At 43.7% G+C, this 22,323-nt stretch carries 19 protein-coding genes, 4 tRNA genes and 1 pseudogene; 5 read left to right on the top strand and 19 right to left on the bottom strand.

The genetic code is table 11. The features are described from left to right. Window positions 1-549: 549 nt before the first annotated feature. From tnpC to AC4CU3_RS12060, 10 genes and pseudogenes are all read right to left on the bottom strand, one after another. A pseudogene (gene tnpC / locus AC4CU3_RS12105) lies at window positions 550-1,929 on the bottom strand (IS66 family transposase); the annotation flags it as partial. A 74-nt stretch (window positions 1,930-2,003) separates the two neighbouring features. Continuing rightward, window positions 2,004-2,339 carry an IS66 family insertion sequence element accessory protein TnpB gene (gene tnpB / locus AC4CU3_RS12100; RefSeq protein ID WP_205667427.1) on the bottom strand — a complete coding sequence of 112 codons (336 nt, stop codon included), beginning with the start codon at window positions 2,337-2,339 and terminating at the stop codon, window positions 2,004-2,006. Next, complete coding sequence (gene tnpA, locus AC4CU3_RS12095) at window positions 2,336-2,719, bottom strand: IS66-like element accessory protein TnpA (protein ID WP_043974824.1); 384 nt, start codon at window positions 2,717-2,719, stop codon at window positions 2,336-2,338. Before tnpA (AC4CU3_RS12095) ends, tnpB begins: the two co-directional genes overlap by 4 nt. A gap of 186 nt (window positions 2,720-2,905) precedes the next feature. Further along, window positions 2,906-2,982 (bottom strand) — tRNA-Pro (locus AC4CU3_RS12090). An 18-nt stretch (window positions 2,983-3,000) separates the two neighbouring features. Next, a tRNA-His gene (locus AC4CU3_RS12085) sits at window positions 3,001-3,076 on the bottom strand. A 35-nt stretch (window positions 3,077-3,111) separates the two neighbouring features. Continuing rightward, window positions 3,112-3,188: transfer RNA gene (locus tag AC4CU3_RS12080), tRNA-Arg, on the bottom strand. A gap of 46 nt (window positions 3,189-3,234) precedes the next feature. Continuing rightward, window positions 3,235-3,311 (bottom strand) — tRNA-Pro (locus AC4CU3_RS12075). Between the two features lie 153 nt (window positions 3,312-3,464). Further along, on the bottom strand, window positions 3,465-4,532 hold the full coding sequence (gene nadA, locus AC4CU3_RS12070) for a quinolinate synthase NadA (RefSeq protein WP_114837920.1): 1,068 nt from the start codon (window positions 4,530-4,532) through the stop codon (window positions 3,465-3,467). A 145-nt stretch (window positions 4,533-4,677) separates the two neighbouring features. Further along, a complete protein-coding gene (argJ, locus tag AC4CU3_RS12065) occupies window positions 4,678-5,898 on the bottom strand; it encodes a bifunctional glutamate N-acetyltransferase/amino-acid acetyltransferase ArgJ (RefSeq protein ID WP_114837919.1) in 1,221 nt (406 codons plus the stop codon). Between the two features lie 129 nt (window positions 5,899-6,027). After that, window positions 6,028-7,086: an RNA-guided endonuclease InsQ/TnpB family protein gene (locus AC4CU3_RS12060; RefSeq protein ID WP_005402022.1), complete on the bottom strand. Its 1,059-nt coding sequence runs from the start codon at window positions 7,084-7,086 to the stop codon at window positions 6,028-6,030. A gap of 20 nt (window positions 7,087-7,106) precedes the next feature. Between AC4CU3_RS12060 and tnpA (AC4CU3_RS12055) the strand changes: the two genes are divergently transcribed. Then, window positions 7,107-7,520, top strand: a complete 414-nt coding sequence (gene tnpA, locus AC4CU3_RS12055) for an IS200/IS605 family transposase (RefSeq protein WP_490738243.1) — start codon at window positions 7,107-7,109, stop codon at window positions 7,518-7,520. A 130-nt stretch (window positions 7,521-7,650) separates the two neighbouring features. Here the strand turns inward: tnpA (AC4CU3_RS12055) and AC4CU3_RS12050 are convergent, their stop codons facing one another. The 4 genes from AC4CU3_RS12050 to AC4CU3_RS12035 form a co-directional block, all read right to left on the bottom strand. Beyond that, the gene (locus AC4CU3_RS12050) at window positions 7,651-8,715 is read right to left on the bottom strand and encodes a transposase (RefSeq protein WP_490738241.1); all 1,065 of its coding nucleotides are present in this window, start codon (window positions 8,713-8,715) and stop codon (window positions 7,651-7,653) included. Between the two features lie 196 nt (window positions 8,716-8,911). Continuing rightward, the gene (locus AC4CU3_RS12045; protein WP_114837871.1) at window positions 8,912-9,259 is read right to left on the bottom strand and encodes a hypothetical protein; all 348 of its coding nucleotides are present in this window, start codon (window positions 9,257-9,259) and stop codon (window positions 8,912-8,914) included. A gap of 192 nt (window positions 9,260-9,451) precedes the next feature. Further along, window positions 9,452-12,175: a preprotein translocase subunit SecA gene (gene secA, locus AC4CU3_RS12040; RefSeq protein ID WP_114837870.1), complete on the bottom strand. Its 2,724-nt coding sequence runs from the start codon at window positions 12,173-12,175 to the stop codon at window positions 9,452-9,454. A gap of 214 nt (window positions 12,176-12,389) precedes the next feature. Continuing rightward, window positions 12,390-12,815, bottom strand: a complete 426-nt coding sequence (locus AC4CU3_RS12035; RefSeq protein WP_125281742.1) for a hypothetical protein — start codon at window positions 12,813-12,815, stop codon at window positions 12,390-12,392. A gap of 355 nt (window positions 12,816-13,170) precedes the next feature. Here AC4CU3_RS12035 and AC4CU3_RS12030 point away from each other — a divergent pair, with 355 nt between their 5' ends. From AC4CU3_RS12030 to AC4CU3_RS12020, 3 genes are all read left to right on the top strand, one after another. Continuing rightward, window positions 13,171-13,812 (top strand): peroxiredoxin, encoded by a 642-nt coding sequence (locus AC4CU3_RS12030; RefSeq protein ID WP_178928712.1) that lies wholly within the window; start codon window positions 13,171-13,173, stop codon window positions 13,810-13,812. A 311-nt stretch (window positions 13,813-14,123) separates the two neighbouring features. Continuing rightward, window positions 14,124-14,948, top strand: coding sequence for an MBL fold metallo-hydrolase (locus tag AC4CU3_RS12025; RefSeq protein WP_490738240.1), 825 nt, complete (start codon window positions 14,124-14,126; stop codon window positions 14,946-14,948). Next, window positions 14,945-15,520, top strand: coding sequence for a dual specificity protein phosphatase family protein (locus tag AC4CU3_RS12020; RefSeq protein ID WP_490738239.1), 576 nt, complete (start codon window positions 14,945-14,947; stop codon window positions 15,518-15,520). Before AC4CU3_RS12025 ends, AC4CU3_RS12020 begins: the two co-directional genes overlap by 4 nt. Before the next feature lie 26 nt (window positions 15,521-15,546). Here AC4CU3_RS12020 and AC4CU3_RS12015 read toward each other — a convergent pair whose 3' ends face one another. Genes AC4CU3_RS12015 through trpA form a run of 4 tightly spaced genes read right to left on the bottom strand, consistent with a single transcriptional unit; the run spans window position 15,547 to window position 19,527 of the window. Next, the gene (locus tag AC4CU3_RS12015) at window positions 15,547-16,554 is read right to left on the bottom strand and encodes an SPOR domain-containing protein (RefSeq protein WP_325087087.1); all 1,008 of its coding nucleotides are present in this window, start codon (window positions 16,552-16,554) and stop codon (window positions 15,547-15,549) included. Continuing rightward, on the bottom strand, window positions 16,551-17,834 hold the full coding sequence (gene folC, locus AC4CU3_RS12010; RefSeq protein ID WP_490450705.1) for a bifunctional tetrahydrofolate synthase/dihydrofolate synthase: 1,284 nt from the start codon (window positions 17,832-17,834) through the stop codon (window positions 16,551-16,553). The genes AC4CU3_RS12015 and folC overlap by 4 nt, the downstream gene beginning before the upstream one ends. Further along, window positions 17,831-18,727: an acetyl-CoA carboxylase, carboxyltransferase subunit beta gene (gene accD, locus AC4CU3_RS12005; protein WP_005401957.1), complete on the bottom strand. Its 897-nt coding sequence runs from the start codon at window positions 18,725-18,727 to the stop codon at window positions 17,831-17,833. The genes folC and accD overlap by 4 nt, the downstream gene beginning before the upstream one ends. Next, entirely contained in the window at window positions 18,724-19,527 is an 804-nt protein-coding gene (gene trpA, locus AC4CU3_RS12000) for a tryptophan synthase subunit alpha (RefSeq protein ID WP_004983629.1), read from the bottom strand. Before trpA ends, accD begins: the two co-directional genes overlap by 4 nt. A gap of 372 nt (window positions 19,528-19,899) precedes the next feature. Here trpA and AC4CU3_RS11995 point away from each other — a divergent pair, with 372 nt between their 5' ends. Then, window positions 19,900-21,231 (top strand): Na+/H+ antiporter NhaC family protein, encoded by a 1,332-nt coding sequence (locus AC4CU3_RS11995; RefSeq protein WP_201704252.1) that lies wholly within the window; start codon window positions 19,900-19,902, stop codon window positions 21,229-21,231. A gap of 52 nt (window positions 21,232-21,283) precedes the next feature. On the opposite strand, the gene AC4CU3_RS11990 is transcribed toward AC4CU3_RS11995, so the two are convergent. Continuing rightward, window positions 21,284-22,306: an AraC family transcriptional regulator gene (locus AC4CU3_RS11990; protein ID WP_490738238.1), complete on the bottom strand. Its 1,023-nt coding sequence runs from the start codon at window positions 22,304-22,306 to the stop codon at window positions 21,284-21,286. Window positions 22,307-22,323: the final 17 nt, after the last annotated feature.

Raw genomic sequence — 22,323 nt, 5'->3', positions numbered from 1 at the left:
ACACACTCTCTTGTGATGAGAGACCATAAGGACGTCAGCCCGCTTTCGCGTGGGGTAATGTTTCAACCTCTATCCAACCCATTACAGACTGGCATTCGCTTTTTCCTCGTTCCTTCGCCCGCATCACCATGGGCAGTTTTTGCAAACTGCTTTCCCAATGGGAGTAATACGGGATTTCCACGTTCCGCTTACTGAAGTACATCGGCTTAGGTGCCTGCTATCGACCGGGAGGCGTATGGGTCACGAATGCGTAGTCGAAAGACGCAATTCCCACCTCCATTACCGTTTTGGTTCGAGCGTATCAGCCATTTCCGCTCGTTCAACTTAACGATCGTTACGCAGATTCACATGTGTTCACCATACCGATTATCTAGCCCTTGTCCGGCTATGGCTGCCAGAAGGGTACGCCTCTCACGATTGATACCCCGCACCTTGCGGTGCCTCGTTACATTGTCGAAGGCGCTCTTTATTCAGCCTTCTAGATTCACCCGGTGACACGGGTGGTTCCCGCAGGGGGGAACAACTTCATTAAGCGACTTCGTGTCGCACTTCCACCCAATTATTGCAAATCGGTAGATTGCCATCATCCAGATAGCGGCTTAAAGCTGGCCAACGCTTCAGAGTGTAATTGATGGCCTTGGCGGTTGGAGAACTCGATGGCACCGTCAGTTGATGCTGGTTGAGCCATTCATACAGTTGTTGCATCACCGGTTGACTATGCTGTTGTCGGTATTCGCGGCGCTGTTCTGCTGTACCATCGGTCTTTCTCCTGAGTTCTGCTTCTATGGCATACAGTTTCTGAATCAGCACTAATGCCTGTTCAGCGATCTGACTTTTCCCGGTCACATGCAGTTCATGAAATTTACGACGTGCATGTGCCATGCAGCCCACCTCAATGACCTGGCCTGATTTAAAGCGTGCTTTATAACCACTGTAATCATCACAGACCAGATGGCCCTGCCAGCCATTCAGGAACTCTTCTGCATGCTGACCTGAACGGCTATCCTGAAAGTCATAGATCACCGCTTGAACTGGATTGTACTGTGTGGTGGCATAGGCCCAGACATAACCTTTCTTTGGTTTTTTCTCATTATCACCCATCCGCATAATGGTGACCGGCGTTTCATCGGCATGGATCACCCGCTGTTGCAGCACCACCTGTTTTAAGGCATTGGCCAGAGGTTCCAGTTCCACACCGCAGCGACCAATCCAGTCAGATAACGTGGATCTGGACAGATCAATGCCCGCCCGCTGATAGATCAGGCGCTGACGGTACAGCGGCAAATGATCGGCATACTTCGATACCAGCACATGGCTGAGCAGTTCAGGACTGGCAATACCTTTATCAATCACATAGGCGGGCATCGCTTGCTGAGTCAGGGTGTCACACTGATCACAGACCCATTTGCCACGCACATGCTGTTCCTTATAGAACTGTGCCGGTCTGAAATGTAGTTTTTCACTGATATCTTCGCCGATACGACGCAAGGTGCAGCCACAAGCACATTGGGTTGATGTTGGTTCATGCTCGATACGGATGGTGTGTAGATGATCGGGCAGCAGTCGACGTTTAGGTTTGTTGACTGTGGCTTTGTGTGTCGCTGCATCAGTTTTATCTGCATTCAGCCGTTCCAGTTCCAGATCAACAGCGGCAATATCTTCTTCGACCGCTTCATCCCACAGATGGATTTGTTTTGCGGTGAGATGTTCGTTTTTACTGCCAAATTTGTGCTGTTTAAATAGTGCGAGCTCATGCTCGTATTTTTGCGTGAGAATGGAAAGATGTTGAACTTTGGCATCCAATTGCTGGTTTGATTTTTCTAATTCTTGATTTGATTGTGCCAGAGACTGATGTTGCATTGCCAACTGTCTAGTAAATTCCAGCAGTTGTTCATGGGTCAGTTGGCTTAAATCAGGCAGTGTATTCATGACCGCAGTATGCCTGAGGTCATGAGAAGAATGAAATAGAACGTTTGGAGAATAGCAGAATGGACCAAGCTAGTTTAGAGCATTGTGACCAATTGCTGTCGTCCAATGCGCTGCCAAGGCAAACCCTGGATCAGTGCCTGTAACTGTTCTGGACTGAGTGCCAGGGTTTCACCCTGATGAACTTTAGCCCAGTGAAATTTGCCCTGTTCCAACCGCCGAGAACACAGCCAGATCCCCAGTCCATCATGTACCAGCACTTTCATGCGATGGCCACGTTTATTACAGAACAGGTAAGCACAATGCGGTTTAATGTAGCCAAAGGCTCTCACCACCTGAGCCATGGCCGTATCCATACCTGCACGCATGTCCATGGGCTGAGTAGACAACCAGATTTCATCGATACGGATCATGTTGTAAGTGCCTTGAGTAATTCTGCTAAAGCAGATATTTCTGATACTTGCCATTTCAAGCCAATTTCTGCTTTTGAGTGGGGTAAAGTAATTTGAACCGTTAACATGCCAGTAGGGATAGGATCTAATGGTGCGGAGCAAGATAAGGCAATAAATGCAGGTTTATTCGGTAGTAGTGAGCGATCATTCCCTGGCTTAGCATCAATTAAGCGAATCCATTTGGATACAAGATTTGTATTCAATCCATGTTGCAAAGCGACCGAAGCAATTGAAACCTCCGATGCTTTACACGCCTGAACGATCTGCTGTTTAAATTCAGCACTATATGTTCTTCGTTTTATCGTAAGAGATGCGATGGATGTCTGGTTATTTGTAGTCATAAATTTAAGTTCCCACTTGTTTTTAAGTGAGGACTAAATTAAGGCTTATAGGACGAATTCATAAGGTGTGTTCAGCGGACGCTTACCTTTAGCCTTCGTCACGAAGGCTTTTTTATGCACTTTACTAAATTTCAGGCATAAAAAAACCGCTCAACGCGGCATCTTTATCTTGACCATTTCAAGAAATGGTCGGAGCAGTAGGATTCGAACCTACGACCCCCTGGTCCCAAACCAGGTGCACTACCAGGCTGTGCTATGCTCCGATTTCAACTTTTTAAAGTTGGGGTGAATGACGGGATTCGAACCCGCGACAACTGGAATCACAATCCAGGGCTCTACCAACTGAGCTACATCCACCATAACGTGTCGGTTCTTAATACCAAGCTACCTAATGGCGCGCCTGACAGGATTCGAACCTGTGACCATCCGCTTAGAAGGCGGATGCTCTATCCAACTGAGCTACAGGCGCATGACCAATAATACGAGGTATTATGGATAACCTTGCCTTGAAGAATTGGTCGGAGCAGTAGGATTCGAACCTACGACCCCCTGGTCCCAAACCAGGTGCACTACCAGGCTGTGCTATGCTCCGATTCATCTCAGCTTTTGTATCGAACATCTCGTTCGGTACGGTGTGCATTCTAGGCGTGACGCTTGATAACGTCAACACCTATATTTAAAAAAAATAAAAAAATCACGTCAAATGTATATTAATCAAGCGTTTCAGGCATTTTTTATACAAATTTTAACGTTTTAGCGATGCACTAAAATCCAACATGCGATCTAAAGGTAATTTCGCACGCTCAGCAAGTGCAGGATCTACGAATATTTCCTGATCGCCACGCTGTAATACCTCTAAAATACCATCCAGCTCATTCATTGCCATCCACGGGCAGTGTGCACAAGAACGACAGGTTGCACCCTCTCCGGCTGTTGGTGCTTCAACCAAAATTTTGTTGGGCACCGCTTGTTGCATTTTGTAGAAAATACCCCGATCGGTTGCCACAATCAGTCGCTCATTGGGTAAGGCTTGTGCAGCTTTAATCAGCTGTGAAGTACTTCCAACAGCATCAGCAACATCCACCACTGACTCAGGCGACTCAGGATGTACCAGTACCGCAGCATCAGGATACAGCGCCTTCATTTGCGCGATGCCACGTGCACGGAATTCTTCATGCACAATACATGCACCATCCCAAAGCAACATGTCAGCGCCTGTTTTCTTTTGGATATAACGGCCTAAATGCTGATCAGGTGCCCAAATAATTTTTTCACCCAAACTGTCTAAATGCTCAATAATTTCGACTGCACAGCTTGAGGTCACCACCCAATCGGCACGGGCTTTAACGGCTGCTGAAGTGTTGGCATAGACCACTACTGTATGGTCTGGATGGGCATCACAAAACTGACTAAATTCTTCAACAGGGCAACCCAAATCTAAAGAACATGTAGCCTCTAAAGTGGGCATCAGAATGGTTTTATTCGGTGATAAAATTTTTGAGGTTTCCCCCATAAATTTAACGCCCGCCACCACCAAGGTCGATGCTGGATGATCACGACCAAAACGGGCCATTTCCAATGAATCAGAAACACAGCCACCACTTAACTCGGCCAATTCCTGCACTTCAGGATCGCAATAGTAGTGCGCTACCAATACTGCATCACGCTTTTTCAACTCGGCTAAAATTAAAGCAAATTTTTCTTGCTTCACTTCTTCACTGAGCTTGGAGTCTTTGGTTTCACCCAAACGGTCCAAATGCGCCTGTACAATTGATTTTGCGTCATTGGCAATTAAATTGGTCGCATTGTTCATCATTCATTCATCCCTTCATGCTTGTCGGCAAGCAAGTCCCGCACTTAATTTATTGGTCAAATGGCTTCTCGGCTTTTGACCAATCATTCAAAAGTTCTTATGCTAAAAAAGCCTCCAAAGGAGGCTTTTTTTAAACTCGTTAAGATTAAGAGCGATAATCCGCATTAATCTTCACATAGTCATAAGATAAGTCACAGGTATACACTGTGTCTTTCGCTGCCCCGCGTCCTAGATCTACACGAATGGTCATTTCAGCTTGTGACATTACACGAGCACCTTCCGCTTCCGTGTAATCGGCAGCCGCACCACCATCCTTACAGATTTGCACATCATCTAACCAAACTTGAATTTTTTCAACATCTAAATTCTTAACCCCAGCATAACCAATCGCAGCCAAGATACGTCCCCAGTTCGGATCTGACGCAAAAATCGCAGTTTTAACCAAAGGTGAATGTGCAATACTATAAGCAATATCACAGCATTCTTGCGTGTCATACCCACCTTCAACAGCAACCGTAATAAACTTAGTTGCACCTTCACCATCACGTACAATCAGTTGTGCAAGACGTTTCATCATACGCGTGAGTACATCTAGCACTACGGTATAGCGTGGATCTTGGGTTGAGCTAATTTCAACACCACCCGCTTGACCCGTAGCTGCAAAGATACAGGAGTCATTGGTTGAAGTATCACCATCAATGGTAATTCGGTTGAAAGAAACATTGACCGTTTCGCTCAACAGTTGCTGAACCAACTCGTGGCTGATAGGTGCATCGGTTGCTACATAGCCCAACATCGTTGCCATATTGGGACGAATCATGCCTGCACCCTTAGAAATACCCGTCATGGTATACGTGATGCCATCCAATTCGAATTGCTCAGATGCACCTTTTGGTGTGGTGTCTGTGGTCATAATCCCAGTAGCAGCAGCACCCCAAGCATCAGCACGCAAACTATTTAATGCAGGCTGTAAACCATTTAACAAACGCTCCAACGGCAATTGTTCACCAATCACCCCTGTTGAAAACGGTAACACTTCCGTTGCTTGCACACCGGCAAGCTCAGCCAATTTTGCACAAGTACGCTCAGCATTCAGCATGCCTGTCTTGCCTGTACCTGCATTGGCATTGCCAGTGTTAATAATGAGGTAGCGCGGATTCGCCACTTGTAAGTGCGCTTTAGACACATGCACGGGCGCTGCACAGAACGCATTTTGAGTGAAAACACCCGCAACATTCGTTCCTTCAGCAAATTCGAAAATGACAAGATCACGTCGGTTCTGATAGCGCACATAAGCTTCAGCCGTTCCGATTCTTACCCCTTTCACCACGTGCATTTGTGGCATTGATACGTCACCTACTGGCATTTTAAACGTCCAATTCATTTGTTAGAAAAAACACAGCTTATTAGAATTTTCAGAAAAAATCGAGCAGAAGACTTTGTTTGCTTTAACTTTTCAATGCACACTCATTTTTGACTTGACATCCTCCGCGACCTAAAGGACGGGGATTCCTACTGCTAGACGCTCATGTCCGAGCGCAAGAATATTCAGTGCGGAATTTATATCCCTATCATGGAATGTACCGCATTCCATGCACTGCCATTCTCTTATTCCAAGTCCCGTTCTACCTTTCGGACTACTACAGCGTGAGCCACAGCTCGAACAAGTTTGGGTGGTATAGGCTTCATTGACTTCTTTATACCATACACTTGCGTTCTCGCATTTATACTTGAGCATGGTTCTAAGTGTTGTCCAACTTGCATCTAATACAGACTTCGCTAGTTTAGTCCGTGCTAATGCCTTTGCATTCACATTACCAACGAAGATGGCTGCATGTTTATTCACCAATTTATGACTGAATTGATGTAGCGTATTTTGACGTATGTTTCTAATCTTGGCATGAATCGCTTTAACACGCTTTTTATTTCTAGCACGTTGAGCAATGCCAAGTTTTTGTTCGTATTGCCGATAGATTTGAGGGGCTTTGAGCTTTACGCCATCTGAACAGGTTGCAAGGTCTTTTAAGCCCAAATCTATACCGATTGAGGTATTACCCTTTGATTTAACTTGTTTTGTCTTATCAACAACTAAACAAACATACCAACGTCCACGACTGTCTTCTACAAATGAGCCTGTTTTGACGTTGTATTTTGATAGTCCATAGCTATCCCATAGCTTGAATTGATGCTTGCCATACTGCACGTAGCCATCAGCATATTTGATTGCAACCTTTTTGAAGGGTATCCAACCCAAAGAACGTCTTGCAGACTTCTTATTACTCACCCGCCATTTTAGCTTTGCTTTTTTAAACTGCTTTCTTCGAGTAACCAATTCTTCTGTTATCGCTTGAACAGTTTGACTATGCAGATTGCATTCTTTAGATGTGCCTTTCGTGTATTTAGCAATATCGTAAGCTGAAAGAAATTCACCTTTTCTTTTTAGATGTTTAAATCCTAAATCATTCACATAATTCCAAACAAAATTTACTTCCGATGCGAGTTGGTCTAGTACCTTGTAATGTTTGTCTTTTATGCGTAATTTAAGTGTTTTCATGATTAAAATATATTTGGTCTATGAGCAATAGTCAAGAGATTAGAACAGGTCGCCACTGTGTTTTTAATATGCATGTACATTTAGTCTTTGTGGCTAAATACCGTAGAGATGTTTTTACCAAAGCAATGCTTGAAACAATGCGTGAAGTGTTTGAGCGTATCTGCTTAGACTTTGAAGCCGAGTTGGTAGAGTTTGATGGTGAACACGATCATGTTCATTTGCTTGTGAATTATCCACCTAAAATAGCAATTTCTAGCTTAGTGAATAGTTTAAAGGGTGCTTCAAGTCGCATTGTAAGAACCAAACACCCTGAAATTAAAAACAAGCTATGGGGCAGTGCTTTGTGGTCGCCTAGTTACTTCGCTGCTTCATGTGGCGGTGCGCCAATTGGAATTATTAAACAATATATTCAACAACAGCAAACACCGCATTAATGGCTTACGCCACTCGCTTATATCCTCGGGCTAAACCCATAGGTATCTACACATCTTGATGTACCTAATGCAATTGTTGCGATTTCATTCAGTTCATCTATTGAATATTCTGAGAGCAGTTGAAGAGTGTTCAGTAAAATCGAAAGTCCTGCCAATATTGCAGGTGCACTTTCCAACTTACCTCTCTTCTGCTGTCGGCCTGAAAGAGGAGCCGTCTTAAAATCGCTGCAGGTGTGGTCTGAAGCCATGATTCAACGTCATGGCCTGCCTGCTTCAGAAGCTTGAAATAGCACTCAATTGTCCAGCGCCAGTAATACCAGGTGATTAATTCTACCGCATCAATCTCTGAAGAAACATTGCTGATCAGCGACCATCTCGCGACTGCTTTACCTTGAGCATCTTTCACCACAGCAACAATTAATCTGGCTGTAACTGCCTTGCCTGGCTGGGGAGCAACCCGTTGGCCTAAATCATCTTTTCTCTTCGGTTTTGCTGCACGCGTTATCCGAATATCGGTTTCTCCAACATGCAGCATATGCCTGTTTCCTTTATAAGCAATCGGCTTAACTTGCTGAGTTACTACTTTTTCTGCGACTTCTGCAACTTTGTAGGTTTCCCCTTGATGCTCAATCCGATGGCTTTCTTTGGCCCGAATCAACCATTTGAAACCATGGCTGCTGATTTCCCTCAAGTGGGCAATCGAGTCTCCTTCACGGTCAATGATATGGACTTTTGTTTTCTCAATCGGATACTGTTCAATCGTTTTGATTTGTTCTGCGAGTGAGTCCAAATGGGACTTGCGCTCGCTGTATTGTTCACTGAATGTGGAATAACAGCCGGATGCATCTGTTAGCGTCTGAGCTAATGGCGCAATTGGGAGCCCTGATGACGCATCGACAAGTAAACTGCTTTGCAATTCATAGCCTGAATCCGCCTCTGTTCTTTGAAGACGCTGAACCTTATGACTGTGCTTCACATACTGCAGTTGAGACCAGTCATGAACGATTAATGCATACTGATGCGGTGATGTCTTGATCTGTTCGCATGCAAGAAGCTTAATCGGCTGGTTTAATTGACTAAAAGAGATTTTATTATTATTCAGGAATCGCCAAACAGCCTGTGTAGTTGAGAAACTCGACTTTTGGGTAGAGGCCAGGTCTTTGATTGCGGGAGCAAGTGAAGCAAGAGGATTCATATTGAGTTTTACAAGGCTGTTATAACGTTTGACAAGACGCTGATCCAGACCAGAGATGTTAAATTGAAGAGCATGCTCTTCAATTTAACGCAAAGCTCGGAAATTGTGTAGATACCTATGGGCTAAACCCCGAGGTTTTACGCTCCAATGGATAAAAAAACCAATCCGAAGATTGGTTTTATGCAGCAGCATTTGATTAATTTGAAGCAAGCTGTGCTGAGCTAGACAAAAGCGCTTGTTTAGCATTTTCTTGACTTACAGGAGAAAGCGCTGGGTTTGAAGCCACAATACGGTTCACCGTTGCTGCATTTACAGGAGCAATAGCAGCCGTTTGCAGAACCACTGGGCGTTGATTTGGATTGGCAAAGGTATAGCGAATACCTGTACGCGGACTTTGTACCGTAATATTACCATTGGCTTGTGCCGCAGGTGCTGTGGTTGCACCGCGTGCTTGTTGAACTTTAGCTGCGGTAGTGGTATCTGCAAATGCAAAAGTTGGAAGCGCTAAAGCTGCAATCATGATTGGTTTTAATACTTTTTTCATTGTCTTTCCACTTTAGAGGTTTAGATGATGAGCAACTAAATAGCATTTAATGCCTAACACTGCAAATGCTATTCACATTATGCAACGCTTTAACTGTAATCAGAATCGTATTTGGACTGATCTTAACCTCAATTTTTTAGTCATATCAATAAAAAGCAGAACCGAAGTTCTGCTTTTTCACTCGTTCACAGTTTAGATTTTACCGTGGCACTGTTTATATTTTAGACCTGAACCACATGGGCAAGGCGCGTTACGACTCGCAGGTGCCGCAAACTCTTCGACTGGCTCGTACTGTGCATCTACTTCTGCGAATTGGCTTTGATCATCGGTCAACAAACCATCAAAGTCGGCATGCGACAAGTTCAATTGCATCGCTTCAGCTTGAGCTTGCTTTTGAGCTTCCATTTCAGCCAGCTCTTCAGCCGTTGGTACATGTACGCGAGATAAGTCAGTTACAACATCCGATTTGATAATCGCCAACATATTTACAAATAAGTTATACGCTTCTTTTTTGTATTCTTGCTCAGGATTTTTCTGTGCATAACCACGTAAGTGAATGCCTTGACGTAAATAATCCATCGCTGCCAAGTGATCTTTCCAGTGACGATCCAGCGAGTTCAACATGAAGTGACGCTCCAGCATAACTGCTGTTTCATCGCCCATTTGCTCACGGCGGCTACGGTAGCGCTGTACCACTTCATCAGTAATACGTTCAACCAAAGATTCTTCATCTAAACGACGGTCATCTTCCAACCATTGATTGATTGGCAAATCAATCGCGAGGTCTTCACGTAACGCTTTTTCAAGCCCGTCAATATCCCATTGATCATGAATTGACTCAGGTGGAATATAGTTAGAAATCACGCCTTGCATCACATCACGTTGCATCTCTTCGATATAATCTTGCAATGTGCTTTCGGCCAAAACCTCATCACGTTGAGAGTAAATAATTTTACGCTGTTCGTTGTTGACGTCATCGTATTTCAATAAGTTCTTACGAATATCGAAGTTACGTGCTTCAACTTTACGCTGCGCATTTTCAATCGAACGTGACACCATTTTATGCTCAATGGCTTCGTCTTCTTGTAAGCCCATCGCACGCATCATGCCCACAACACGATCACCCGCAAAGATACGCATTAAGTCATCTTCAAGTGACAAGTAGAAACGTGACACACCTGGGTCACCCTGACGACCTGCACGACCACGAAGCTGGTTATCAATACGACGTGATTCATGACGCTCAGAACCAATGATGTGTAAGCCACCCGAACTCAATACCATTTCATGGTTTTGTTCCCATTCGGCTTTTAAGCGCGCTTCGTCTTCAGCAGTTGGGTTTTCAATTTTTGCCAGTAAAGCTTTCCAGTTACCACCGAGCAGAATGTCTGTACCACGACCTGCCATGTTGGTTGCAATGGTTACTGCTCGCGGTGCACCCGCTTGCGCAATAATATCCGCTTCACGTTCGTGTTGTTTTGCGTTCAACACTTCATGCTGAATGCCTGCATCACGCAATTTATCAGAAAGAATCTCAGACGCTTCAATCGTTGCAGTACCAATCAAAATTGGGGCTACACCAGACTCATGCACGCGTTGAATTTCTTGAATAATCGCGTTGTATTTACCATTACGATTTAAATAGATTAAATCGTTTTGGTCGAGACGAATCATTGGACGATGCGTCGGAATGATCACCACGTCTAGACCATAAATTTCTTTCATTTCCGCAGCTTCAGTATCGGCAGTACCGGTCATACCCGAAAGCTTTTTGTATAGACGGAAATAGTTTTGGAAGGTTGTGGTTGCAAGCGTTTGGTTTTCAGGCTGGATTTCTAAGCCTTCTTTTGCTTCAACTGCTTGGTGTAAACCTTCTGACCAGCGACGACCTGGCATGGTACGTCCTGTGTTTTCATCGACAATGATCACTTCACCATCATTGATGATGTAGTGCACATTGCGTTGATATAAGTAATGCGCACGAATGGCAGCAGTCACATGGTGAACCAAGTTCAGGTTGGTCGATGAATATAGACTTTCACCTTCAGCCAACAAGCCCATCTCAATCAGTTCATTTTCAACCGTTTCAAAACCAATTTCTGTCATTTCAACAGAACGTTGTTTTTCATCAATCCAGAAATGCCCGCCATCCGCGACTTTTTCTTCTTTCTGCGCATGCAGTTTGGGTGGAATGCTATTGATTGCAGCATACAACTGTGAAGAGTCATCACTTTGACCTGAAATAATCAACGGCGTACGTGCTTCATCAATTAAGATCGAATCGACTTCATCTATGATGGCATAGATCAAACCACGTTGTTTTTTCTCAGCAAGCGAGAACACCATGTTGTCACGTAGATAGTCAAAGCCAAATTCGTTGTTGGTACCGTAGGTAATATCGGCACGATAGGCTTCAGCTTTCTCTGTTGGATCTTGCATGGAATAGATAATCCCGATGCTTAAACCCAAAAATTCAAAGAGCGGACGGTTTAATTCAGCATCACGCTGTGCCAAATAGTCATTCACGGTAATGACGTGAACACCTTGAGCACTAATCGCGTTTAAATAACACGCCAAGGTACCCATTAGGGTTTTACCTTCACCTGTACGCATCTCTGCAATTTTACCTTCGTGTAAGGTAATACCACCAATCAACTGTACATCATAATGACGCATGCCCATGACACGCTTAGCTGCTTCACGGCAGACGGCAAATGCTTCTGGGAGTAATTTATCGAGGCTTTCGCCCTTGTTATATCGTTGTTTAAATTCTTCAGTTTTTGCAGATAAGTCTGCATCGCCAAGAGCGGATATCGTCGGCTCGAGCGCATTAATCTTGTCTACGATTTTACGCATGCGTTTGAGTTCGCGCTCATTTTTGGTACCGAAGATTCCTCCGATCAGACTTGCCAACATGAATAGACTCTCTAAATCTTGCTTGTCAAATGAATATGTTTTCTTAGTCGTTATTATGGTGCTAGAAATTTGAAGTACAAGGGCTTTACACAAAACCATTTAAAAAATCTATTCATTGTTTCTAGCCCGTCGAATCTAAGGCAAACTAATGTAACAAATTTTAAACAGCCGACATAGAGATTTCATCCGAACTCATCAGGATTCAACAGTCTTTTTAAAGTAGCGACTTTAATTGTTTGCAGTTATTCAAGGTTTTGCTTTCAAGCGCTTGATTTTTCCGCAGCGAGGCTTTCACCCCATTATTGGACTGACTTGGATTCATGCTCTGTAGGAAACCCAAGAGTTGTTCATCATTGACCCGCATTGCGGTAAGAATCGGAACAAGCTGTATACAGGTAATATTATAGACATTACTCGCATTCGTATTCTGACCTTGAGCCAACTCACGCTCGATAGCCTGAGACAGTGCCACTTTCCGCTGTATAAGGCTTTTTTGAGACGCTAAATATTGATCTGTAATTTGTTGTGGCGTTTGATGAGCAGTACTGACTTGGGCCTGTTTCAATTGCCCACCATTCTGCGCATGGGTTACTTCCAGTCCCCATAACACTAAAGTCAGGGCTATCCCTATTGTTTTCATTGTTCTAATACTCAAGTTTTTTATACTTTGTGGAATTACTTTAAAAAATAACTACAAATCAATCATGAAAAGAATTATAGCCAATCATAAACCGATCCTATGCGCGATCAATTCTATAGAGTGGTATTCTTCAGAAGCAGAAATAATCTCGTCTAAACACTGTTACCAAATACGCAAATAAGCGGTCTCTAGAGCAACAATGAGGTCATCTTTGGCATACCCAAATACAGAACACCTATCCGACCAATTATGAATATTTTGTATAAACAAATAATAAAACACTATTTTTCATGCAAAAGAAATTGCGCCATAGTGATGTTCATTCCATAGACATAAAGATAATTTGAGGTTCAACATGAGTTTACGTTTAGGCGACATCGCACCCAACTTTCAACAGGCTTCGAGCGAAGGAGAAATCGATTTTTATCAATTTTTAGGCGATAGCTGGGGGGTACTGTTTTCACATCCTGCTGACTACACGCCAGTATGTACCACCGAGCTTGGCTTTACCGCAAAACTCAAAGATGAATTTGAAAAACGTGGAGTAAAAGCCATTGCCCTCTCAGTCGATGATGTCGAATCGCATCAGGGTTGGATCAAAGACATCAATGCAACCCAAAACACCACGGTGAACTTCCCGATCATTGCCGACCAAGACCGTAAAGTGTCTGAGTTATATGGTTTTATCCATCCCAATGCCAGTGAAACATTAACGGTTCGCTCTTTAGTGATTATCGACCCAAACAAAAAAGTCCGTTTGATTATCACTTATCCTGCATCAACAGGTCGTAATTTTCATGAAATCTTACGCGTAATTGACTCACTACAGCTGACCGATCATCACAAAGTTGCAACTCCTGCGAACTGGCAACAAGGTGAAGATGTAGTGATTGTGCCATCACTCAAAGATGAAGCTGAAATCGCACAGCGCTTTCCGAAAGGCTATAAAGCAGTTACCCCGTATTTACGCCTGACTCCACAGCCTGAGCAAGGATAAAATATTCTGCTGTTGCAACAGACAAGTGAAGCCCGAAGTTTTGACCGAGCGGACCGATTGAAAATAAAAAAATGGGGCACTGAACTCCAAACAATCCAAAAGAGGAAACTAACCCATAAAAATATGTCAAAGACACCTTGTATGATCGTTTCAAACTCCAATGACGAGCCGAGTTTGAACTTTTGAAAGCCTGTCAATCGACAGGCTTTTTTCCGCTTAAAGCAGATACACATGACTCTTTAACAAAATCAAACTGTTAAAACTCACATCTTCCGCTATAACAGTCCAAACAATACGATAAAAACGACTTTATGATTTATAACATTCACCATTTACATTGCGGCACCATGTGTCCAGTGTGTGCCCCTCTCTTTGGTCAAAAAGGTTTTCAAGCTAATGTCGTGTGTCATTGTCTTTTGGTTGAAACAGATCAAGGGCTGGTGCTGATTGATACGGGCTTAGGCATACAGGACTATCTACACACCAAACAGCGTTTGGGGCAGTTGGTGGCTCGAATTGGAAAAATTGAACAAAACTTAGAATTAACAGCCATTGCACAAATCCAAAAACTTGGCTTTAGCCCAAAGGATGTCAAACACATTTTGGTTTCACATCTGGATTTTGACCATGCGGGGGGTATTTCCGACTTTCCCAATGCAACAGTACATATCCTGTCTAACGAATATAATGCTGCACAAAACCTGAAGTCATTTAAAAATAAAGCCCGTTATAAAACACAACAATTTCAGCAGCATCGCCATTGGCACTTTATTGAGCCGATTCACGGTGACGCATGGTTTAATTTGACTCAAGTGCAAGGGTTTGACTTATTTCATAATGAGATTCTTTTGATTCCACTGTTTGGGCATACTGAAGGCCACTGTGGCATTGCCATTAAAACCCAACAAGGTTGGAAACTCTTCTGCGGGGATGCTTACTACTCCCACCTAGAACTTACCCCCCAAAACAGACTTCGCAGCTTAAATGCCTTGGAAGTATTTTTTGCCGAAGATAATGCACAGCGTTTAAGTAACTTGCATAAAATTCAACACTTGGCACAGTCTGAACCAAGTATCGAAATCTTTTGCGCACATGACCCTGTTGAACTTTCACACCATCAGAGCCTGATCCTATGACCAAATATCTTGTTATGCTTTCTCTGTGTATCAGTGTTTCTGGCTGTATGACTACACCTGGGCTGCCAGAGACAGAGCGTCCACAACACTGGGGACAGTCGATGCAGCCTGAGCATAATTTCTATCAAATCAGTGAAACTGTTTTTCGTAGTGAGCAACCCGATCAAGATTTAGTTCCGAGTTTAAAAGCACAAGAAATTGATGTGATCATTAATTTACGCTCGCACAATCAAGACCTGAAAAAACTGTCTAACCATGGGTTTAAACTGGTACATATCCCGATTCATACATGGGCGATTGACCGAGACGATTTGTTAAAAGTCATGCAACAAATTCAACATGCGCAGCAAAACCAGCAAAAAGTTTTACTGCATTGCTACCATGGTTCAGACCGTACAGGCGCCAGTGTGGCCATGTACCGCATTATTTTTCAAAACTGGTCTACCACTGATGCCTTGGCTGAGATGAAACATGGGGGTTATGGTTTTCATCCAATTTGGCAAAATATTGAGCCATTATTCAGCCCTGAAAATATAAAATGGATTCAACAGCAACTGTTGAATCCATCTTAGTGAAGGCAACTGGGTTGAACCCAATTTTAGCGTTTATCGAGTGGCACCCAGTCAATCACCCATGCGGACTTCATGCCGAGGCTCGCATCTGAGGTAATCTTCTTGCGGGCTGCATCGGCAGTATCACGGTCTTTGGATGGCCCCACCATAATCCGTACACCTTTAGAGGTTGGACTTTTAGTGACCTTATAACCCTTGGCACGAAGCTTAGCAGCCAGTGCATCCGCATTGGCTTCATTGGCAGCCAATGCCACCTGTACCATCCATTGCTTATCGCCATGTTCAAGCAAATCACGTGCTTTTTCAGCTTCCGCCTTTTTCTTGGCTTCATCAGCTTTACGCTTTTCATCTGCCTTACGTTTTTCTTCCGCTTTTTTCTCAGCTTCTACTTTACGTTCGGCTTCTTTTTTCGCTTCAGCCTTACGCTCGTCTTCTGCTTTACGTTTAGCCTCCGCTTCTCGCTTAGCTTTATCTTCAAGTGCTTGCTTTTCTGCTAAGGCTTTTTGCTCAGCCAGTTTTTTTGCAGCTACTGCTTTTTCAGCTTCAGTACGCGCTTGCAGCTTTTGCTGTTCCAACTTCTTTACTTCAGCCGCTTTGTCCGCAGCAATTCGCTGTTGCTTGGCTTTTTCATCTTCAACCAATTCTGGTGGAATGTTGTCCGAGCTTTGCTGTGCAGCATTACGGTGCGCATTCAACGCTGCATATTCTTCCGCTGCTTTACGCGCAGCATCTGCTTCGGCTTGCTGTTGCATTGCTAAAAATTCGGCCGCACGAGCTTCTTGTTCAGCAACCGATTTTTCACGTGCTACACGTTGTTGTTCCAGTAAACGCTTTTCTGTTTCAACATCAACCGTTAACGGCTGAAGTTGAACCAACTCACCTTCGGCATTGCGTTGCACATTTTGTGTGACTAGCTCTGGTGTTTTAATATTATTTTGATGTATTTCTTCTTTGCCTTTAAGCAGTAATGCCGCCAAAAGGACACCACCACCTAATAAAACAACGCCACCCATCCAACGTTGTTTGCTATTCATTGACATTCTTCCAAATACTCCCATACCGCTTCTAAGGTATGAAATGAACCACATACCAAAATCAGCTGATTATTCTTTGTTTCGTCGAGCGCTGATTTAAAAGCCAATTTCACACTATCAAAGTGCTGCACATGTTGCCCTTGCAGCGCTTGATCCAATTGTTCAATTGGAGCTGCACGCGGGACAGTTAATGCCGCAATTTTCCACATTTGTATGGAGTCTTTCAATAACTCTGTGACAGATTTCACATCTTTATCTGCCAACATCGAGAAAACACTGACTACTTCAGTGTACTGTTTATTGTATTTTAGGAAATTTCGCAATTGATTTAATAAAAAAGCAACACCATGCGGGTTATGCCCTGCATCAAAAATCACCGTTTTGTTCTGTATTTGGCGAATTTCAAAGCGACCTTGCAATTTTGCGTTTTGAATTCCTTCAGAAATAGCCGCTTGAGTGACAGTTAAACCACTCAATAAAACAGCAGCAACAGCTGTTGAAATATTCTCAACCGCCAATGTGCCGAGAGGTAAATTTAAAGTGGTGCCGCTAGATGCAAACATCCACGACTGACCATGCTCACTAAGTTGATAAAAATAGTCACGATTCACTGCATAAAGTTTTGCAGCACAAGCATCCGCTTTATCGATAATCGCTTGAGGGATTTGTTGTAAGCCGCCAAACACCACAGGAATATTGGGACGGATAATGCCAGCCTTTTCAAAGGCAATCTTTTCGATGGTATCGCCCAGCCAGTCAGTATGGTCTAAACCAATATTGGTGATCACCGCAACATCGGGTTCAATCACGTTGACCACATCTAAGCGACCGCCCAGACCGACTTCAAGCACCCAAACATCACATGCTTGGTCTTTAAAAATGACAAAAGCCGCGAGTGTGGTCGCCTCAAAGAACGAGAGGCTTAAATCACAATCACGGCGCGCTTGATCCACTTGTACAAAAGCATCGACCAAGCTTTGGTCATCGACCTCTACACCACGCAATTTGACCCGTTCATTAAAACGGTAAATATGTGGTGACTGATACAGTCCCACCTTATAGCCTTGCGCATTTAAAATGGCAGCCAGTGTGGTGGTGGTCGAACCTTTTCCATTGGTTCCCGCTACGGTTAAAACTTTGGCATCGGGACGCGTTACACCGAGCTTTTCAGCTACAGGAATGACCCGTTCCAATCCTAAATCAATCCCCGTAACGTGAACATGGCCCCAATAATCGAGCCATGTTTCTAAAGAGTCTGTTGCAAGTGGTGCTGTGTTCAAGACAAATTCATCAGTTTCGCGACAATACGATAAACTGTATCACGTAATGCGTGACGGTGAACAATTTGATCGATTACACCATGATCAAGCAAGTATTCAGCGCGCTGGAACGGCTCTTCTAGCTTTTCACGTACCGTTTGTTCGATCACGCGTTTACCTGCAAAGCCAATCATCGCTTTCGGCTCAGCAATATGTACATCACCGAGCATCGCTAAAGATGCCGTTACACCGCCGTAAACAGGATGGGTCAACACCACCAAATAAGGCAGACCTGCATCTTTCATTTTTTGAATGGCCGCTGAAGTACGCGCCATTTGCATCAAAGACAACATGCCTTCTTGCATACGCGCACCGCCTGAAGCAGCAAAGCAAATCAAAGGTTGCTTGTCCGCAATGGCTTTTTCAGCCGCTTGCACAAAACGGTCACCAACAACCGTACCCATTGAACCACCCATAAAATCAAATTCAAAGGCACAGGCAATCAAAGGAATACCTTTGAGTAAACCTTGCATCACCACCAAGGCTTCAGTTTCACCTGTTTTGGTCTGTGCTTCACTCATACGCGCTGGATATGGCTTTGAGTCGACAAATTTCAACGGATCTTTGGCTTTAAATTCTTGTCCCAACTCTGTTTGCACTTGGTCGAAGAACCAATTCAAACGATCACGGGCTTTCATACGCAAATGTTCATCACACTGAGGGCAAACATACGCGTTAAATGACATTGCAGTACGTGTAACAAGTGCATGGCACTCAGGGCATTCAATCGTTGGTTCTGTAAACGTCGCCTTGAGTGAGGTTTGCTCATCAGGTACTTGAATACCGGGTACACCACGTTCAGTCCATGGCGTCGATGGGCTTAGGATTTTCCCTGATTTAACATCTTGACTCATACTAACTCATCGAGCGCTGCTCGAAGCTCCTTGACTTTATTAACCGTTTCAACCACGGCTTGTTCTGGTGCTAAGCTTGCAAATTGCTTAACAAAAGCACTACCAACAATCACAGCATCAGCCACTCCGCCCATTGCTTTGGCAGATGTCGCATCACTGATCCCAAAACCAACACCGACAGGAATATCTGTTTCTGCTTTAATTTTAGCAATTCGGTTTGCAGCTTCAGCAACGTCTAAAGTTGCTGCACCTGTGACCCCTTTTAAAGACACGTAATAGATGAAACCACTCGCCTGTTTCACCACATGTTTAATGCGTTCGTCCGTTGAGGTTGGCGCTAGTAAAAAGATTTGATCCATATCAAATTGCTTCAATACAACATCAAGCTCTGCTGCTTCTTCTGGTGGTAAATCCACCAGTAGAATGCCATCGACACCACATGCATGCGCAGTCGATACAAACTTTTCATAACCAATGACTTCAACTGGATTCAGATAACCCATCAATACGACTGGGGTCTCTTGATCCTTTTGACGGAACTCTTTGACCATATTCAAAGCATCTAAGGTATTGGTACCACCTGCCAATGCGCGTTCTGCAGCAAGGGCAATCACAGGACCATCTGCCATAGGGTCTGAAAATGGAAGACCAAGTTCAATCACATCTACACCCGCCTCGACCATCTGATGTAACAAAGGAACTGTTACCTGTGGATGAGGGTCACCAGCCATAACATAAGAAACCAAAGCTTTACGCTGTTGAGATTTAAGCTGTCCAAAACGAGTGGCTAAACGTGACATAGGGTTGTGCTTTCCTTAACTTGTTTAAAATTAAAACTACTGAGGAGTTGGCTTTGTAAAAATACAAGACGCTGCATTGTAACGCTATTTTTTACTCATTGAATAGAGCACATCGCGTTCGCGTTCCAATTCATTTTTCGTCAAATATTTTCAGAACAACCGTAAAGCACCATTTACTGATATTTCGGTTTTTTTCTCAATGATCAAAGATGCCTAATTTTAGGAAATACCAAAATGTCTAAGTTTTAGATAAACTTATTTTTATTTGCAAAAAAATGATAAAAATAGGCGGCTTAGCTTTTACATTTAAAGTTTTATGAAATAGCAAAACCTGCATTATACTACGCACATTCTTTCATTTCCCTATCTCCTATGACCACCGATAACTCAGGTTTAGTGCAAGCACGTGCGCTTGCGCTGTTACCGCTTATTGTTTTTTTAGCCATTTTCTTAGGCAGTGGTATTTACCATTCTGTGATTGGAACCGAGTTTGCGTTCTATCAAATGAAAGCGCCTGTTGCGGCCATTCCTGCCATTATTTTGGCGGTGTTGATTTACCGCGGTGAGCTGAATCAAGGCATCGAAACCTTTCTGCGCGGTGCAAGTCACCCGAACCTCATCTTAATGTTCATGGTGTTCATGCTGGCAGGCGCATTTGCCAGTACCACCAGTGCCATTGGTAGTGTAGATGCTACAGTGCAAATGGGCTTGTCTGCGATTCCACCAGCCTTTGTGTTACCGATGCTATTTATTATTTCAGCGTTCATTGCAACAGCAATGGGCACCTCGATGGGCACCATTGCAGCCTGCGCACCGATTGCCTTTGGTTTCTCTCAAGCCACTGATATTGCCGCAGTCTATGCCATAGGTGCAGTCGTAGGCGGTGCGATGTTTGGTGACAATCTTTCAATGATTTCGGATACCACCATTGCAGCCACCACCAGTCAAAACGTTCAGCTTCGAGACAAGTTTCGCGTTAATGTCTGGATTGCAGTACCTGCGGCTTTAATCACGATCGCTATTTATGTCTTTAGTATCCATCAAACCGAAACCATTCAATCCAAAGACTTTAACCCTTGGCTAGTGTTGCCCTATGTCGTGGTATTTTTTCTCGCCTTCAGTCGTTTACACGTGCTTGCGGTACTTACAGTCGGTGTGGTGCTCTCTGGGGTGATGGGACTGATTACACAGCCAGAATTTACCGTCATTCAACTCAACACAGCCATCTATGATGGTTTTGTCGGTATGTTTGAAGTCGCTTTACTGTCGATGTTCTTGGGCGGTCTTTCGACCATTATGCAAAAAGAAGGTGGTCTCGACTGGCTTATTCAACGCATTTACAGCCTAACCCGTTTATTTAAAGTTGGTCGTGAGCGCGCAGGTGAAATCGGATTGAGCTTTTTGGTGGTTTTCTCCAACATTTTTGTGGCCAACAACACTGTAGCGATTATTTTATCGGGCGATATGGCACGTGAAGTCGCTAAAGAATATGGTGTAGACCCCAAACGTGCAGCAGCTTTGCTCGACATCTTTTCATGTGTTGTACAAGGGCTTATTCCCTATGGTGCACAGCTTCTCTTGGCCTGCTCGATTGCAAAGCTTTCGCCAGTTGAACTCATCGGCAGCATTTACTACTGTTGGATACTGGCGATCTTTGCCATCCTTGCAATTGCATTCCGTTTTCCACGACTGAAATCAGTCTAGTCATTTCATACATTTCAGCGCCTCCCCGAAGGCGCTTTTTTTATGCCTGCTGTTATTTCAGTTGTCGTTTCAACTGCAATAAGGTCTGACCACTATGCTGTTTATAAGCACGCGCTAAAGCAGACTGTCCCGAATAGCCGAGTTGTAAAGCGATTTCAGTCAAACTCAAACCTTGTTGTAATAAATATTCACATCGTTTCATGCGCTCTGACTCAAGTATTCGCTTAAATGAACTATCCCAGTCTTGCAACTGGCGTTGTAAGGTCCGCGTTGACAGGTGTAATTCATTAGCAATCTGTTCAATTTTAGGAGCTTCCGCATGTGCTTTAAGATAATCAGCCACGGCGCTATGAATCTGTTGTAATACGCTCTCATAACGAGGCTTGAGGGCAATTGCTACCTCTGCTTGTTTCAGTAAAAGCTGCGTTAAGGAAGGATCAGCAAAACCCGATTTTAAAGTCAAACTGTCCACACTCATCACATAGGCATAGCAGGCTTGATTAAAGCTCACTTCACAACCATAAAATTTTAGATAATGATACTGTGCCATCTGGGCTGGATGCGCCATTTGGATTTTTAAGATTTGTAATTGATCGGGGAAAATTTTCTTGGCCAAATGCACAATAGATGCCATGGTCATTTCATTCAGTGAAGCATATTTCTCATTGAGAAAAGGCCAAGTCAGCCAAATTTCATTGCCCCTTTGCTGCATCTGCATGGGACTAACTTCTGCACCATCAATCACCAAACGACTAAAACGCATCACATAACTCAGTGCTTCAGCCACGCTATTACTGCGTGTGGCCATATAGCCCAAAACACCAAAATGCTCAGGTTGAATAAATTTTGCCATCTCCATAATCAACTGAGGACAATCCAATTGCTCTCGCGTCAGTTGTAAAATCGTTTGAAAGAACGAAAATGGTGATTGGGTATCGATTGGCAGTTGTAATACATGCTCTAATTCATACTGATATTGCGCTAAAAAACCGAGTTGATGAAAATCAATTCCTTGCTCTATGAGATACATATTCCAGAGCTGAAAATAACCATTGGGGATTTGTAACTCTTGCATGATAGCCCACCCACTAT

The organism is Acinetobacter sp. 802_lipA (assembly GCF_058242885.1).
Note: the sequence above shows the minus strand (reverse complement) of the source record. Positions and strands in the feature narration are given on the sequence as shown.

Excerpts from the sequence above, each read along its gene's own strand:
- tnpB (WP_205667427.1), bottom strand. The coding sequence starts at position 2,339 with ATGATCCGTATCGATGAAATCTGGTTGTCTACTCAGCCCATGGACATG.
- tnpA (WP_043974824.1), bottom strand. The coding sequence starts at position 2,719 with ATGACTACAAATAACCAGACATCCATCGCATCTCTTACGATAAAACGA.
- nadA (WP_114837920.1), bottom strand. The coding sequence starts at position 4,532 with ATGAACAATGCGACCAATTTAATTGCCAATGACGCAAAATCAATTGTA.
- argJ (WP_114837919.1), bottom strand. The coding sequence starts at position 5,898 with ATGCCAGTAGGTGACGTATCAATGCCACAAATGCACGTGGTGAAAGGG.
- AC4CU3_RS12060 (WP_005402022.1), bottom strand. The coding sequence starts at position 7,086 with ATGAAAACACTTAAATTACGCATAAAAGACAAACATTACAAGGTACTA.
- tnpA (WP_490738243.1), top strand. The coding sequence starts at position 7,107 with ATGAGCAATAGTCAAGAGATTAGAACAGGTCGCCACTGTGTTTTTAAT.
- AC4CU3_RS12050 (WP_490738241.1), bottom strand. The coding sequence starts at position 8,715 with ATGAATCCTCTTGCTTCACTTGCTCCCGCAATCAAAGACCTGGCCTCT.
- AC4CU3_RS12045 (WP_114837871.1), bottom strand. The coding sequence starts at position 9,259 with ATGAAAAAAGTATTAAAACCAATCATGATTGCAGCTTTAGCGCTTCCA.
- secA (WP_114837870.1), bottom strand. The coding sequence starts at position 12,175 with ATGTTGGCAAGTCTGATCGGAGGAATCTTCGGTACCAAAAATGAGCGC.
- AC4CU3_RS12035 (WP_125281742.1), bottom strand. The coding sequence starts at position 12,815 with ATGAAAACAATAGGGATAGCCCTGACTTTAGTGTTATGGGGACTGGAA.
- AC4CU3_RS12030 (WP_178928712.1), top strand. The coding sequence starts at position 13,171 with ATGAGTTTACGTTTAGGCGACATCGCACCCAACTTTCAACAGGCTTCG.
- AC4CU3_RS12025 (WP_490738240.1), top strand. The coding sequence starts at position 14,124 with ATGATTTATAACATTCACCATTTACATTGCGGCACCATGTGTCCAGTG.
- AC4CU3_RS12020 (WP_490738239.1), top strand. The coding sequence starts at position 14,945 with ATGACCAAATATCTTGTTATGCTTTCTCTGTGTATCAGTGTTTCTGGC.
- AC4CU3_RS12015 (WP_325087087.1), bottom strand. The coding sequence starts at position 16,554 with ATGAATAGCAAACAACGTTGGATGGGTGGCGTTGTTTTATTAGGTGGT.
- accD (WP_005401957.1), bottom strand. The coding sequence starts at position 18,727 with ATGAGTCAAGATGTTAAATCAGGGAAAATCCTAAGCCCATCGACGCCA.
- trpA (WP_004983629.1), bottom strand. The coding sequence starts at position 19,527 with ATGTCACGTTTAGCCACTCGTTTTGGACAGCTTAAATCTCAACAGCGT.
- AC4CU3_RS11995 (WP_201704252.1), top strand. The coding sequence starts at position 19,900 with ATGACCACCGATAACTCAGGTTTAGTGCAAGCACGTGCGCTTGCGCTG.
- AC4CU3_RS11990 (WP_490738238.1), bottom strand. The coding sequence starts at position 22,306 with ATGCAAGAGTTACAAATCCCCAATGGTTATTTTCAGCTCTGGAATATG.